This is a genomic window from Occultella gossypii, from assembly GCF_019947135.1.
Classification (GTDB): Bacteria; Actinomycetota; Actinomycetes; order Actinomycetales; family Beutenbergiaceae; genus Occultella; species Occultella gossypii.
Genome location: NZ_JAGSHT010000020.1, coordinates 23,428 through 36,857 on the forward strand (window position 1 = coordinate 23,428; position 13,430 = coordinate 36,857).

12 protein-coding genes are annotated in these 13,430 nt (G+C 71.3%); 7 read left to right on the forward strand and 5 right to left on the reverse strand.

Annotation, left to right across the window (positions count from 1 at the left end; all coding sequences use genetic code 11):
- Window positions 1–195 precede the first annotated feature (195 nt).
- Window positions 196–564 carry a YciI family protein gene (locus KCQ71_RS20175; RefSeq protein WP_223409322.1) on the reverse strand — a complete coding sequence of 123 codons (369 nt, stop codon included), beginning with the start codon at window positions 562–564 and terminating at the stop codon, window positions 196–198.
- Window positions 565–674: 110 nt separating this feature from the next.
- Window positions 675–2,453, reverse strand: a complete 1,779-nt coding sequence (locus KCQ71_RS20180; RefSeq protein WP_223409324.1) for an MFS transporter — start codon at window positions 2,451–2,453, stop codon at window positions 675–677.
- A 247-nt stretch (window positions 2,454–2,700) separates the two neighbouring features.
- On the opposite strand from KCQ71_RS20180, the gene KCQ71_RS20185 reads away from it, so the two are divergent.
- Window positions 2,701–3,567: a LysR substrate-binding domain-containing protein gene (locus tag KCQ71_RS20185; RefSeq protein ID WP_156742964.1), complete on the forward strand. Its 867-nt coding sequence runs from the start codon at window positions 2,701–2,703 to the stop codon at window positions 3,565–3,567.
- A 121-nt stretch (window positions 3,568–3,688) separates the two neighbouring features.
- Here KCQ71_RS20185 and KCQ71_RS20190 read toward each other — a convergent pair whose 3' ends face one another.
- A complete protein-coding gene (locus KCQ71_RS20190; RefSeq protein ID WP_223409326.1) occupies window positions 3,689–4,267 on the reverse strand; it encodes a hypothetical protein in 579 nt (192 codons plus the stop codon).
- Window positions 4,268–4,530: 263 nt separating this feature from the next.
- Between KCQ71_RS20190 and KCQ71_RS20195 the strand changes: the two genes are divergently transcribed.
- The 3 genes from KCQ71_RS20195 (at window position 4,531) to KCQ71_RS20205 (ending at window position 6,206) form a co-directional block, all read left to right on the forward strand.
- Complete coding sequence (locus KCQ71_RS20195) at window positions 4,531–5,025, forward strand: SRPBCC family protein (protein ID WP_223409328.1); 495 nt, start codon at window positions 4,531–4,533, stop codon at window positions 5,023–5,025.
- A 76-nt stretch (window positions 5,026–5,101) separates the two neighbouring features.
- A complete protein-coding gene (locus KCQ71_RS20200; RefSeq protein WP_223409330.1) occupies window positions 5,102–5,482 on the forward strand; it encodes a cupin domain-containing protein in 381 nt (126 codons plus the stop codon).
- A gap of 55 nt (window positions 5,483–5,537) precedes the next feature.
- Window positions 5,538–6,206 (forward strand): DsbA family oxidoreductase, encoded by a 669-nt coding sequence (locus KCQ71_RS20205; protein ID WP_223409332.1) that lies wholly within the window; start codon window positions 5,538–5,540, stop codon window positions 6,204–6,206.
- A 156-nt stretch (window positions 6,207–6,362) separates the two neighbouring features.
- On the opposite strand, the gene KCQ71_RS20210 is transcribed toward KCQ71_RS20205, so the two are convergent.
- Window positions 6,363–8,342, reverse strand: coding sequence for a phosphoenolpyruvate carboxykinase (GTP) (locus KCQ71_RS20210; RefSeq protein WP_223409334.1), 1,980 nt, complete (start codon window positions 8,340–8,342; stop codon window positions 6,363–6,365).
- A gap of 116 nt (window positions 8,343–8,458) precedes the next feature.
- Here KCQ71_RS20210 and KCQ71_RS20215 point away from each other — a divergent pair, with 116 nt between their 5' ends.
- From KCQ71_RS20215 to KCQ71_RS20225, 3 genes are read left to right on the forward strand one after another with little or no spacing between them, the layout of a single operon-like run.
- The gene (locus tag KCQ71_RS20215; protein WP_223409336.1) at window positions 8,459–9,994 is read left to right on the forward strand and encodes a helix-turn-helix domain-containing protein; all 1,536 of its coding nucleotides are present in this window, start codon (window positions 8,459–8,461) and stop codon (window positions 9,992–9,994) included.
- 18 nt (window positions 9,995–10,012) lie between these two features.
- Window positions 10,013–11,362 carry a M20/M25/M40 family metallo-hydrolase gene (locus KCQ71_RS20220; RefSeq protein ID WP_223409338.1) on the forward strand — a complete coding sequence of 450 codons (1,350 nt, stop codon included), beginning with the start codon at window positions 10,013–10,015 and terminating at the stop codon, window positions 11,360–11,362.
- Window positions 11,362–12,849 carry an MFS transporter gene (locus KCQ71_RS20225; protein ID WP_223409340.1) on the forward strand — a complete coding sequence of 496 codons (1,488 nt, stop codon included), beginning with the start codon at window positions 11,362–11,364 and terminating at the stop codon, window positions 12,847–12,849. Before KCQ71_RS20220 ends, KCQ71_RS20225 begins: the two co-directional genes overlap by 1 nt.
- Window positions 12,850–12,893: 44 nt before the next feature.
- Here KCQ71_RS20225 and KCQ71_RS20230 read toward each other — a convergent pair whose 3' ends face one another.
- Window positions 12,894–13,298: a QcrA and Rieske domain-containing protein gene (locus KCQ71_RS20230; protein ID WP_223409342.1), complete on the reverse strand. Its 405-nt coding sequence runs from the start codon at window positions 13,296–13,298 to the stop codon at window positions 12,894–12,896.
- Between the last annotated feature and the right edge of the window lie 132 nt (window positions 13,299–13,430).

The window sequence follows — 13,430 nt, forward strand, 5'->3', positions numbered from 1 at the left end:
ACCCTCGGAAGGTGTTGGCCTGAGGCATCGGGACCCTGCAGAGCCGCGAGGGCTCCCTCCTGCCGCGCGCCCGTAATTGCCGGGCCAGAGAAGTGACCCAGCCCGCCGCTTCAGCGTGTGTGACGAACGCAGGCATCGTCGACGAGCGGACGGGCCGCAAACAGGGCCAGTCCGAGTCTCTCTCGCCAGGTGAACTCAGTCGCCTGGCGGTACCTGGAAGGCACTGACCTCGATCCGGCCGCCGAGGGCCTTCGATGCGCGCGCGGCCCAGTCAAGGGCGGTCTGCTCGTCGGCCACGTCGATCACCCAGAAGCCTCCGAGGTACTCGGGAGCCTCGACGAAGGGGCCGTTGACCGTGCTCAGTGACTCGCCGGTGTTGTCGACCGTGATCGCGCTCGAGGGCGGCATCAGCCCGCCAGCGAAGACGAACGCGCCGGTCGACGTGAGTTCCTCGAGGATCGCACCGGTGGCAGCCATGGCCGCCTCGAGCTCGGCCGGGTCCATGGTCTCCATGGTCGGCTCCTCGTCGGAGTTGTGCGGAACGGACAGCAGATATTGGCTCATGCGGTGTGGACGTCCGGGACGCGGGAACTCATCGGTCCCCGCAGCGCTGACGTCACTCCGGTCACCTTCATGGCGACAACTGTCCGCGCCCCGCGCTGGGTTTGACCGACTCAGAGAGTCGCCGGGACCCGCTTGCGTCGAGAGCCGCGGACGTGCGCGGGCTCGTCCAGCAGCACCAGGTCGGGATACGGCTCTGGGTCGGTGACGTGCTCGGAGTCTGGCTGCGGCGCAGGGTCGGACTGCGGCGCAGGGTCGACCTCCGCGACGTCCGCACGCACCGAGCGGTCCGCGAGCGACTTCACCTCGGACTCGAGCATCGGCACGGGATCGGTGACCGATGCCCGCTCTACCGGGTCCTCCGCCGGGGCCGGAGCCGACGGGTCCGGCCCCGGCTTCGTCTCGACGTGCGCCCCACGTTCGGCGACGAGGACGACCGACTGCTCTTCCGCCGTCGGGCGCGGAGCGGGCATCGCCTCGACGGACTCGTCCGTGCGGGTCGGGACGACCTCGAGCGCGACCTCCGGCGTCGCAACCGGCACGACCGGCATCGCGGCGCCGTGGGTGCGCGGCACCACGTAGACGAAGCCGCGGCCCGGCCGGTCGCGCAGGCGGAGCACCGGCTTGAGGTCGCCGCGGCGGGCGAGGATGGTGCCGACCACGGCCACGCCGAGCAGCGGGCCGACGGCGCAGGCAGCGAGGCCGGCGTGGGCGCCGTAGTGCTCGGCCACCCAGCCGATCAGCAGGCCGGAGAAGGCCTGCGCGCCCATGTTGATGAGCACGTACAGGGACAGCACCCGGCCGCGCATCGCCGGGTCGGCGCTCGTCTGCACCAGGGTGTTGCTGCGGGTCAGGTAGAGCAGGCAGCTCAGCCCGACGCCGAAGAGCGCCACCAGGAACAGCCAGAACACGGACAGCACGGAGGCCACCAGGAGCAGGACCCCGAGGGCGGCGGCACCACCGACGAGGGTCCGCAGTCGCAGCGTGCGGGCGCGGCCGGCGAAGATCGCGCCGGTGCAGGCACCGGCCGCGAGCGTCGAGGTGAGCAGGCCGTATCCGCTGGCGCCGGCCCCGACCACCTCGTTGGCGTACTGCGCGAGCACCGTGGCCATGTTCACCCCGGTGATCGCGACGAACCCGACCAGCACGCAAGCCCAGAGGATCTCGGGCTTGCTCCGCACGTGGGCCAGGCCCTCGCGGAGCTGTCCCTTGGCGCGGGCCACGACCGGTGCGAGGTGCATCTCCGATCGTCGCATCCGGAAGATCAGGAGCGCGGCGACCCAGCAGGCGATCGCGTTCGCGACGAATGCCCACCCGTTGCCGACCAGGGCGATCAGAGCGGCGGCGAAGGCGGGGCCGATCAGCGCGCCGAGCTGGAACACGGAGGTGTTCAGGCTGATCGCGCGGCGGAGCAGCTTCGGGCCCGCGATCTCGTGGATGAACGCCTGCCGGGCCGGGTTGTCCACCACGATCGCCATGCCGCCGAGCAGAGCCGAGGCGAGCACGTGCCACACCTCGACCACGCCGAGCAGCGTCAGGATGCCGACCACGAGCGTGAACGTGCCGAACAGCGTCTGGGTGACGGTGAGGATCCGCTGGCGGTTGTACCGGTCGGCGATGACGCCTCCGAACAGGCCGAACAGCAGCATCGGCGCGAACTGCAGCGCGACGGTCAGGCCAACCAGGGCGGCGGAGCCGCTGAGTTCCAGCACCAGCCAGTCCTGGGCGACCCGGGCGGCCCAGCCGCATGTGCTGGTGAGCACCTGCGAGGAGACGTAGAACCGGTAGTTCCGCACGCGCAGGGCGTCGAGGATGCCAGAGCCGGCGGCCGGCGAGCGGAGTGGTCGGAGGGCGAGCGGGGACGGGAGCCTGGTGAGGCGGGCCGAAGGCACAGAGGTCCTTAGAGAAGTGCGCGAATAAGTGAGTCGGAGTCGGACCGAACGACGGGTATCGAGGCGGCACCGGGGGCATCGAGGCGGTGCCGCGAGCATCGGGTCGATACCTCGGAAGTGAGGCGGTAGCACCAAGCCTAGGCAGGCTTGACCCATAAGTCGAAGCCATACATCCTATAAGTGCCATTGCCTATCGCAATGACTGTCAATGACATGATCGAATCGTTACGACGACGAGGTGCGGCCTTTGTTCGATCCCACCCTGCTGCGTACCTTCCTGGTACTGAGCGACACGTTGAGCTTCACCCGGACGGCCGAGCGGCTGGGCATCTCCCAGCCGACGGTGAGCCAGCACGTCGGCAGACTGGAGCGGGCCGCGGGCCGTTCCCTCGTGCTGCGGGACACCCGAGCGGTCACGCTGACGGACAACGGCGAGGCGATGGCCGGCTTTGCCCGCACCATTCTTGCGGCCCACGACCAGGCCGTGGCGTACTTCACAGGGTCGGCGATGAGCGGGCGGCTCCGGTTCGGCGCGGCGGACGATCTTGCGCTGACCCAGCTGCCCCGAATCCTGCGCGATTTCCGTCAGCTCCACCCGCAGATCAGCCTCGAGCTGACGGTGGCCCAGTCCGGCCTGCTCCACCGCCGGCTGCTCGCCGGGCACCTGGACCTGGTGTTCATCAAGGAGAACCCGGGCGAGACGGAGGGCCAGCTGGTCCGTCGGGACAGGTTGGTCTGGGCCGGTCTGCCGAGCACCCGGATCGACCCCGGCGACGTGGTGCCGCTGATCACGTATCCGAACCCCAGCCTGAGCCGGCTGACCGCGGTCCGCGCACTCGAGGACGCGGGGCGCACCTGGCGGGTGACCTGCACCACGCGGGAGATCAACGGCGTGCTCGCCGCGGTGCGGGCCGGCCTCGGCGTGACCCCGCTGGCGCAGAGCCTGATCCCCCAGGACCTCTCGATCCCGCCGGCGGCCTCGGGCCTTCCGGCGCTGGGCGACGTCGACCTGACGCTGGTCGCGAACCCACAAGCGCCAGTCGCACCGGTCGCCGCATTGACGGCCGCGATCCTGAGCAGCGGCGCCGATCCGCTGGCGCCCGCCCGCCGCTGAGGCGTGCGTGGCGGGCCGGACCGATCAGGGCCGACGCCATCGCCGCCCGCCGACCGTTCGCGGGCGCCCCCGGACGCACGACGGCCCGGGCGCGTCGCGCCCGGGCCGGTCGATCGAGGACTCAGTCCTTGGACTCGAGCGCCTTGGCCTGCTGCACGAAGTAGTCGACGAAAAGGCGCCCCACGGTCAGCACCACGAACCCGATGGCCGCGCCGCTGATCAGCGCGACGAGCCCGCCGAACAGGCTCCCCAAGCTGCCGTAGGCGCCGATGAACGAGAACTGTCCGATCGCGGTGAACACGCCACCCACGGCGAGCACGATCGCGAGGATGATGATCGCGATGTAGGCGAGCTTCGCGGTCTTCAGCGTCGAGGGCGTGGCGAACTCGGTGTCGAAGAGACCCGGGCCACCGGGCGCCGTCGGGTAGGGGGCGCCGCCGTACTGGCCGCCGAAGCCAGGCTGGCCGAACTGGCCGGGCTGCTGGGCCTGACCCGGCTGCGGCTGGCCGTAGCCGCCGGCCTGGGCGTACTGATCCGCCTGGGCCGGTGCCTGGCTCGCCTGGCCGTAGGCCGCCTGGCTGGCCTGACCGTAGGAGCCCGGCGCCTGACTCGCCTGTCCGTATTCGCCCGACGGGTTCTGCTGTGTGCCGTACTGGCCGGGGACACCCTGCGGCGACTGCGGTGGCTGGTACTGGCTCATGTGTCTGTAACCCCTCGGGAGTGCGTGGTCGGTCGCGGGCATCCGTCGCCCACGATCAGTCACCTTAGGCCCAAACGCGACCGGCCCCCGGGAGGCGGGTGGGCAGTCCTACCCGTCGGACCCCCGACCCGGCCCTGCGTCGCCGGGAGGGTCTTCGCCGGCTCGGCCTTGTGCCCGGCAACCGCCGCTCAGTACGGTCGGGGACGGATCGCCCGCCGTCGGGTGCGCCCGAGCACCCCGGCACGATCGAAGAGGAGAACCCCGTGCGCGACGTCACCGCCACCGGCTTCCTGCGGGAGGACAACAGCGGCCTCGAACTCGTCTTCGAACGAACCTTCGAGGCACCCATCGCCGAGATCTGGTCCGCGCTGACCACCTCCGAGGGCACCGCCGCGTGGATCGGCACCTGGACCGGGGACGCCCGAGAAGGTGGCGCCGTCTCGTTCACGATGACCGCCGAGGAGAGCGCCGAGCCGGAGGACGTCGCGATCCTGGAATGCCAGGCACCGAGCCGGCTCCAGGTGGAGTTCGCCAGCGAGGCCGGCGTCTGGCACCTGGAGGCCGACCTGCGCGAGGTCGACGGCGTCACGACGCTCGAGTTCTCGCAGCTGCTGGACCAGGGCCAGGACATCACGAGTATCGGCCCTGGCTGGGACTTCTATCTGGACCGCTTGGTCGCCTCCCGGACCGGCGCGCCGATGCCCGTCTGGTCCGCGTACTTCCCTGCCTTGAGCGAGCACTACGCGGGACTCGGCTGATCGACTGTCGCGGGGCGGCGCAGTCAGGCAGGATGGGTCGGACAGCAACACACCGCCGGCACGCGAAGGAGCGATCATGACCAGCCATGAGGTCCGCGCAGGGGTCACGGACCTGGAAGGCCTGGCCCGCGAACACCTTGCCCTTGCTGCCGAGTCCCCGCACGGACGCAGCGCGCACCTGTTCGTCCACGACGGGCCGCTGCGCCAGACGATGGTCGCGATCGTCGCCGGCTCCGAACTGCCCGAGCACAATGCGCCACCGGCCGCGAGCCTGCAGGTACTCACCGGACGGATCGTGCTCTGGAGCACCGACGCCGAGGACGAGGTGGCCGCCGGCGGCGTGATCTCGATCCCGCAGGCACGTCACGGCGTCCGTGCGGTGGAGGATTCCGCGTTCGTGCTGACCGCCGTCACCTCGACCCCGTTGGGCGGTCGGGACTGGGGCATCGGCCAGTGAGCCCAGGCGCACCGCTGGTGGGAATGCACCGCGGCGCGGGCCTGTTGCCACCCATATGACGAAGCCGACCCTGACCGTAGACATCTGGTCCGACATCGCGTGCCCGTGGTGCTACATCGGCAAGCGGAAGTTCGAGGAGGGCCGCCGCGCCTACGACGGTGAGGTCGAGGTGCGCTACCACTCGTTCGAGCTCGCGCCGGACACGCCGGTCGACTTCGAGGGCAGCGAAGTGGACTTCCTCGCCACCCACAAGGGCATGCCGGCCGGTCAGGTCCAGCAGATGCTCGACCGGGTGACGTCGATCGCCGCCGAGGTCGGTCTGGACTACGACTTCGACACGCTCCGCCACACGAACACCCTGCTCGCCCACCAGGCCCTCCATTTCGCGAAGGCCAACGGCAAGCAGCACGAGCTCCTGGAGCGGCTGTTCGCCGCGTACTTCGAGCAGGGTCGCCACCTGGGCCGCGCCGAGGAACTCGCCGACCTCGGTGCCGACGTCGGGCTGGACCGGGCCGAATTGCTCGCCGCCCTCGAGTCACAGACGTACGCCGACGACGTCCAGGCCGACCTCGACCGAGCCCTCGCGCTCGGGATCTCCGGGGTGCCCTTCTTCGTCATCGACGGCAAGTACGGCGTGTCCGGGGCGCAGAGCCCGGAGACGTTCACCCAGGTGCTCGAGCACGTGGCCGCCGACGAGGCTCGCGAGGGAGCCCGCGTTGAGTGACGCATCGCTGCCTGAGACCCCGTTGGCCGTGGCACGGTCGACTGCGGCACCCGGCCTGACGGCACCGGCGGGCCCGCTCGGCCTCGCCGCGATCCCCGGGCTGCCGGATCTCGAGGCGGTCGGCTGGTGCGGGCCCGACGGCGTGTGTCACGTTCCTCAGGACGTTGCGGCCGCCCGCGCGGGGGCGGAGCCCGCGGCCGAGCGGGTGAGCCGCTCCCGCAACGCGGCGAGCTGAGCCGGCATGGCCGGCGGTAGCCGGTCACCGAACTGCTCGAAGTAGTCCTCGGTGAGGTCCGCCTCGGCGAGCCACGCCCGAGCGTCGACGTCGAACAGTGCCGCCAGTGCGCCGTCGGGCAGTTCGAGCCCGGCCAGGTTCAGTTCGCCCTCGGCCGGGAGCGTCCCCAACGGGCTCGGCCGGCCGGAGACCTCGCCGGCGATGCGGCGCAGGACCCAGTCCAGGACGCGGGAGTTCTCCGAGAACCCGGGCCACAGGAACCCCCCGTCGGCGCCCTTGCGGAACCAGTTCACGGCGAAGATCTTCGGCGCGTCAGCACCGAGGACCTCCCCCATCCGCAGCCAGTGGCCCCAGTAGTCGGCCATGTTGTAGCCGCAGAACGGGAGCATCGCGAACGGGTCCCGGCGCAACTGCCCGACGGTGCCCTCGGCCGCCGCGGTCTGCTCGGAGGACACCGTGGCGCCGTAGAACACCCCGTGCTCCCAGTCCTGCGACTGCATCACCAGCGGCACGTTGGTGGCGCGGCGCCCGCCGAACAGGATCGCGTCGACCGGGACGCCGTCCGGATCGTCCCAGCGCTCGTCGATCACCGGGCACTGGTCCGCGGCCACCGTGAACCGTGAGTTGGGGTGCGCGGCGGGCCGGCCGTGCGCCGCGCCGAGGTCGGGGGTCCAGTCCCGGCCCTGCCAGTCGATCAGGTGCTCCGGCGCGTCCGGCGTGAGACCCTCCCACCAGACGTCCCCGTCGTCCGTCAGCGCGACGTTCGTGAAGATGACGTCGTGGCTGAGGGTCTCGATCGCCGTCGGGTTCGTGGTGATCCCGGTGCCGGGGGCGACGCCGAAGAAGCCCGCCTCCGGGTTGATCGCCCGCAGGCGACCGTCCGGCCCGGGCCGCATCCAGACGATGTCGTCGCCGAGCGTCGTCACCTTCCAGCCGGGGATGGAGGGCCGCAGCATGGCCAGGTTCGTCTTGCCGCAGGCGCTCGGGAATGCGGCGGCGACGTGGAAGGCACGGCCCGAGTCGTCGGTGAGGCGGATCAACAGCATGTGCTCGGCGAGCCAGCCCTCGTCGCGGGCGATGGCCGACGCGACCCGCAGCGCGAAGCACTTCTTCCCGAGCAGGGCGTTCCCGCCGTACCCGGAGCCGAACGACCAGATCTCGCGGGTCTCGGGGAAGTGGGTGATGTACTTCGTGTCGCTGCACGGCCACGGCACGTCGGGGATCGTCTCGCCCGCGTCGCCGGTGAGGGGCATGCCGACCGAGTGCACCGCCGGCACCCAGGACGCCCCGCCCGCGATCTCGTTCAGGGCCGCCGTGCCCACCCGCGTCATGATCCGCATGCTGGCGACGACATAGGGCGAGTCCGTGATCTCGATACCGACCTGGGAGATCGGACCGCCGACCGGACCCATGGAGAACGGCACCACATACATCGTGCGCCCGCGCATACTGCCGGCGAACACACCGTCGAGGACCTCACGCATCTGCGCGGGGGCCATCCAGTTGTTCGTGGGACCGGCGTCGACCTCCTGCTCGGAACAGATGTAGGTGGCGGATTCGACGCGCGCCACGTCGGAGGGGGCGGACCGAGCCAGGTAGGAGTTCGGGCGTAGCTCCGGGTTGAGCCGGATCAGCGTGCCGGCGCGCACCAGGGTCTCGATGATCCGGTCGTTCTCCGCGTCGGACCCGTCACACCACTGCACGTCGTCCGGCTGGGTCAGGGCGGCGATCCGGTCGACCCAGGCGGTCACCTCGGCGAGCGGTCCGGGTCGCGTCGCGGGCACGGTGCTCGCGGGCCCGGCGTTGTCGGCCGAGAGTCGGCGGGTCGGCCGTTCGGCGCCGAACAGGACCGGGACGTCGAGGACGTCTCCCTCGGGTTCGTCGATGGCGGAGAGGAACATCGGGGTGACCTTTCGTCGCTGCCGGGAGGGGTGTGACTCCACACTGACGCGACTCGCATGCGATTCTCGGAAGCAATTCCATGCAACTTTCGCTGAAGTTGCCTTATGGTCAACTCATGCGCCACACGAGCGAGCAGCCACCCCGGCCGGTCCTCACCGTGCCGGTGATCCCGCTCCCGGGAGAGCCGGTGGCCGACGCCGCCTCGACCGCCCCGGACGGCCTCACCCTCGGCCGCCGGATCCGGCACTTCCGCAACCGGCAGGGCCTCACTCTCTCCGAACTCGCCGGCCGGGTGGACTCGACCACGAGCCAGCTCTCCCACGTCGAGAACGGCAACCGGGAGCCGCGGCTGTCCCTGATCACCGCCATCGCGGCCGAGCTCGGGGTCAGCGTGGCGGAGCTCCTGGAACCGGGGCCGCCACCGGACCGTCGGGCCGAGCTCGAGATCGCGCTCGATCGGGCGCAACGAAGCTCCCTGTACGCGGGGCTGGGCGTCGCCCCGGTCCGGCCGGGGCGCACCATGCCGCTGAACGTGCTCGAGTCCCTGGTCGCGCTGCACACCGAGCTGGCCCGGCGGGCGGCCGAGGCGATCGCCACCCCCGAGGAGGCTCGCCGGGCGAACACCGAGATCCGGATGATCATGCGGACCCGGGACAACTACCTGCCCGAGATCGAGGAACTCGGCGAGGACCTGATCCGCCGGGCCGGGTACACCTCCGGCGCCCTGACCCACAGCACCGTCTCGGAGATGGCCCGGACGCTCGGCTTCGAGATCATCCATGTGCCGGACCTGCCCCACTCGACCCGCACCGTGACGGACCTCGCGAACGGGCGGATCTACCTGCCGCCGGCGTCCATCCCCGGCGGGCACGGGCTGCGCTCCCTGGCCCTGCAGGCGATCGCCCACCGGGTGCTCGGGCACACCCGGCCGGTGAGTTACGCGGACTTCCTGCGCCAGCGCCTGGAGATCACCTACTTCGCCGCCACCTGCCTGATCCCCCGCAGCGCCGCCGTCGACTACCTCTCCGAACGCAAGCGGAGCCGGGACCTGGCGATCGAGGACTTCCGGGACGCGTTCGGGGTGACCCACGAGGCGGCCGCACTCCGATTCACGAACCTGGCCACCTCACATCTGGACCTGCCCCTGCACTTCCTGCGGGTGTCCGACGACGGCGCGCTGTACAAGGGCTACGAGAACGACGGGGTCGGCCTGCCCGCGGACGTGCACGGAGCCATCGAGGGCCAGTACGTGTGCCGGCACTGGGCCGCTCGGGCTGCGTTCGAACGACGCACCCGCACCACCGAGTTCCACCAGTACACCGACACCCCGGCCGGCACATTCTGGTGCTCGACGCAGACCGGACGTTCCGACGCCGGGGAGTTCTCGATCACGGTCGGCGTGCCGTTCAATCACGCGAAGTGGTTCCGCGGCCGCGAGACCGCCCGCCGGGCGGCCTCCGGCTGCCCCGACGAGTCCTGCTGCCGGCGTCCGGCCACCGACCTGAGCCAGCGGTGGCAGGAGCACTCCTGGCCGAGCGCGGCACTCCACACGCAGATCCTCGCGCCGCTGCCATCGGGCACGTTCCCGGGCGTGGACGACGCCGAGGTGTACGCGTTCCTCGAGGCGAACGCGCCATCGGAAGGGCCCTGACCGGCGTACCCTCTGCGGGTGAGCAACGACGTCACCCCGGACTCCCCCACCGACGACGACGCCGTGGCCGCCCTGGTGGCCCTGGTCCGGATCCCGACCGTCTCGGTCGCCGGCGAACCCTCCACCGGAGCGCCCTTCACGGAGTTCCTCATCGAGCACGCCCGCCGCTTCCCGCTGATGCACGCGCGGCTGGCACTGACCCTGCTCGAGGGCACGGCGATGCTGTTCCACTGGCGCGGCGCGTCGAGCGAGCGACCCGTCGTGCTGATGGCACACCTGGACGTCGTCGGCGTCGAGAGCGCCGACCCGTGGCGGCACCCGGCATTCTCCGCAGAGATCACCAACGGTGAGATCTGGGGTCGCGGCACGCTCGACGACAAGGGCTCCCTGACCGCGCTGTGCATCGCCGTGGAGCGGCTGCTCGCGCGCGGCATCACGCCGGCCCAGGACATCTGGCTCAGCTTCGGCAACAGCGAGGAGGTGTCCGGCGCCGCTGCGTCGGCCGCCGTCGAGCACCTGCGCACCGCCGGCGTGCGGCCCTGGTTCGTGCTCGACGAGGGTGGCGCCGTCGCGGCCCGGGCGTTCCCGGGCGTCGCGAAGCCGCTCGCCGTCATCGGGGTCGCCGAGAAGGGCACCACCACGATCGAGCTCACCGTGGCCGGTCGCGGGGGCCACTCGTCCACGCCGGCCCGCGGGGACGCCGTCGCCCGGCTGGCCCGGGCCATCGTGCGACTGGACAACCACACCTTCCCCGGTTCGCTGCCGGCCCCCACGATCGAGATGCTCACCCGCCTGGCCCCGCACGCGGCGCCTGCGATGCGCCCGGTGCTCTCCCGCACCGGGCGGTTCGGCGCGGCGATCACCAAGGCGCTGCAGGTCGCCGGGCCCGAGTCGGCTGCCATGACCCGGACGACGGCGGTGGTCACCACCCTGTCCGGCTCACCCGGGCACAACGTGCTCGCGTCGGTGGCTCGCGCCGGCGTCAACCTGCGGATCATGGTCGGTGACACGGTTGCCGGCACGGTCGAGCGGATCCGCAGGGTGATCGGGGACGACCGCGTGCAGATCACCGTCGGCGACGCGAACGAGCCATCCCCGGTGTCACCGTGGGACGACGACGCGTTCCGGCTGATCGAGGCGGCGATCACCGACTCCCACCCGGACGCCATCCCCACGCCGTACGTGATGATGGGCGGCACCGACGCCCGGTTCTTCACGACCATCTGCCCGCGGGTGTACCGCTTCGCCCCGTTCCGGATGAGCAAGGAGCAGCGGGCCTCGGTGCACGCCTATGACGAGCGGATCGGTGTGCGCGACTTCCTCGACGGCATCGGCTTCTACGCCCACCTGATCGAACGGGTCGCCTGATGGACGACCGGACGCCGTCGACCCCGCCGTCGACGGGCACCGCCACCGACCCGGTGACCACCACGCCGGCCGCCACCATCAGCCTGAAGCAGGGTCTGTGGGCCGTCGTCGGCTTCCTCATCTGCGTGGAGATCGCCTCCGGGATCCTCCAGGGCTTCTACACCCCGATCTTCTCCGACATCGCGGTGCACCTGGGTATCCAGGACGCCGACGTGAACTGGTTCGAGGCCGCGCAGTTGATCGTGTCCGCGCTCTGCGTGCCGCTGCTGGCCCGGCTCGGGGACGTGATCGGGCACCGCAAGGTGTTGCTGCTCGCGACGGCCATCACGGCGCTCGGCTCCTGGATGCTGGCGTTCTCCCCCACGTTCTCCACGTTCCTGATCGGCTGGGCCCTGCAGGGCGCCTACGTGGTCTGGCTGCCGCTGGAGGTCGCGATCATCCATCGGCGCACGGCCGCGAGCGGACAGCAGGCCCGGCTCACCCGGCGGGCCTCCGGGTTCCTGGTGGCCGGGCTGGAGATCGGGGTGATCATCGGCGCGCTGACCTCCGGGGCGCTGGTCGAGGCGACCTCGATGACGGTCCTGCTGATGCTGCCGGCCATTGCCGTCACCGTCTGCTTCGCCGTGATCTGGTTCGGCGTCGAGAACGTCCCGGGGACCTCCGCCGGCGGCATCGACTGGCCCGGGCTGGGCATGATCACCGCCGTCATCGGACTCATCATGGCCGGGCTGATCACGATCCGGCTGCAGGGACCTGCGAGCCCCCTGGCGTGGGCGCTGATCCTCGCCGGGCTGGTCCTGGTACTCCCGTTCGTGCGGATCGAACGTGCCCGGGCCGAGCCGCTCATCGACGTCCGGGTACTGATGCAGCCGGCGCAGTGGCCGGTCCAGCTGACGGCGTTCCTGTTCGGGATGTCCGTGCTCGGGGCGCAGATCCCGCTGTCCACGTTCGCCCGAACGGACCCGGCGACGGCGGGGTTCGGCCTGGGTGCGAGCGCCGGGTTCGTCTCCACGCTGGTGGGGCTGTACGTGATCTCCATGGCGGGCGGTGCCCTGCTCGTGCCGGTGCTGGCGAGGCTGGTCGGGCCGCGCCTCAGCCTCGTGGTCGCGGCCCTGTTGGTCGCAGGAGGCTACGCGTTGTTCCTGCCGTTCCACGACACCACCTGGCAGACGATGGCGAACATGATGGTGGCCGGCCTCGGCTCCGGCGCCCTGGTCGCCTCCCTCCCGGCTGCGGCGGCCGCCGCAGCACCGCCCGAGCGCACCGGGTTCGCGACCGGGATGACGAACGCGACGAAGACGTTGGGCGGAGCGATCGCATCCTCGGTGTTCGCCATCGCGCTGGCCTCCACCGGTTCCCTGGCGGGGCCGGCGGCCGGGCACGCGCCGCTGTCCGGCTACCTCACCGTGTGGGCGGTGTGCGCTGTCACCGCACTCGTGGCCGCCGTGTGCCTGCTGTTGGTGCCGAGGTCGGCGTTCCAGGACTGAGCGGGGCCTGACCGAGCGGGCGCGTCGGTACCGGCCGGGTACACCTAGGCGGTGACGACGTTGCCCTCCTGGACCTGCACCGCGACCTCGGGCAGCGGCTCGTCGGCCGGCCCGGACACGACCTCTCCGGTGAACTGCTCGAACTCCGACCCGTGGCACGGGCAGTGCAGCAGCTCCTCACGCACCCGCACGCTGCAGCCCTGGTGGGTGCAGATCGCGCTGAACGCGACCACCTCACCCTCGGTCGGCTGCGCGACGACCAGTTCCACACCGTCGGCCGTGGTGACGACGAGCGAGCCACCCACCGGCACGTCCGCGAGCGCGACCAGGGTCTCCCCCGCCGTCGGCTCCTCGACCTCGGGCTGCGCACTGCACGCGGCAAGACCCGCGAGTGTCACCCCGCCCCCGGAGGCAAGCAGGACCTGGCGGCGGCTGGGGCACGGGCACATGAGGGCAAACCTACCCGGGCACGTGGCGAGCGCGCGGCGCTGCGGCATACTCGTCCGGTTCGGCCGCTGAGGTCACCCGGACGTGGCAGCGACGGCGCTGACATAGTTGATGCCTCGCTCTGCTGCCCCGAA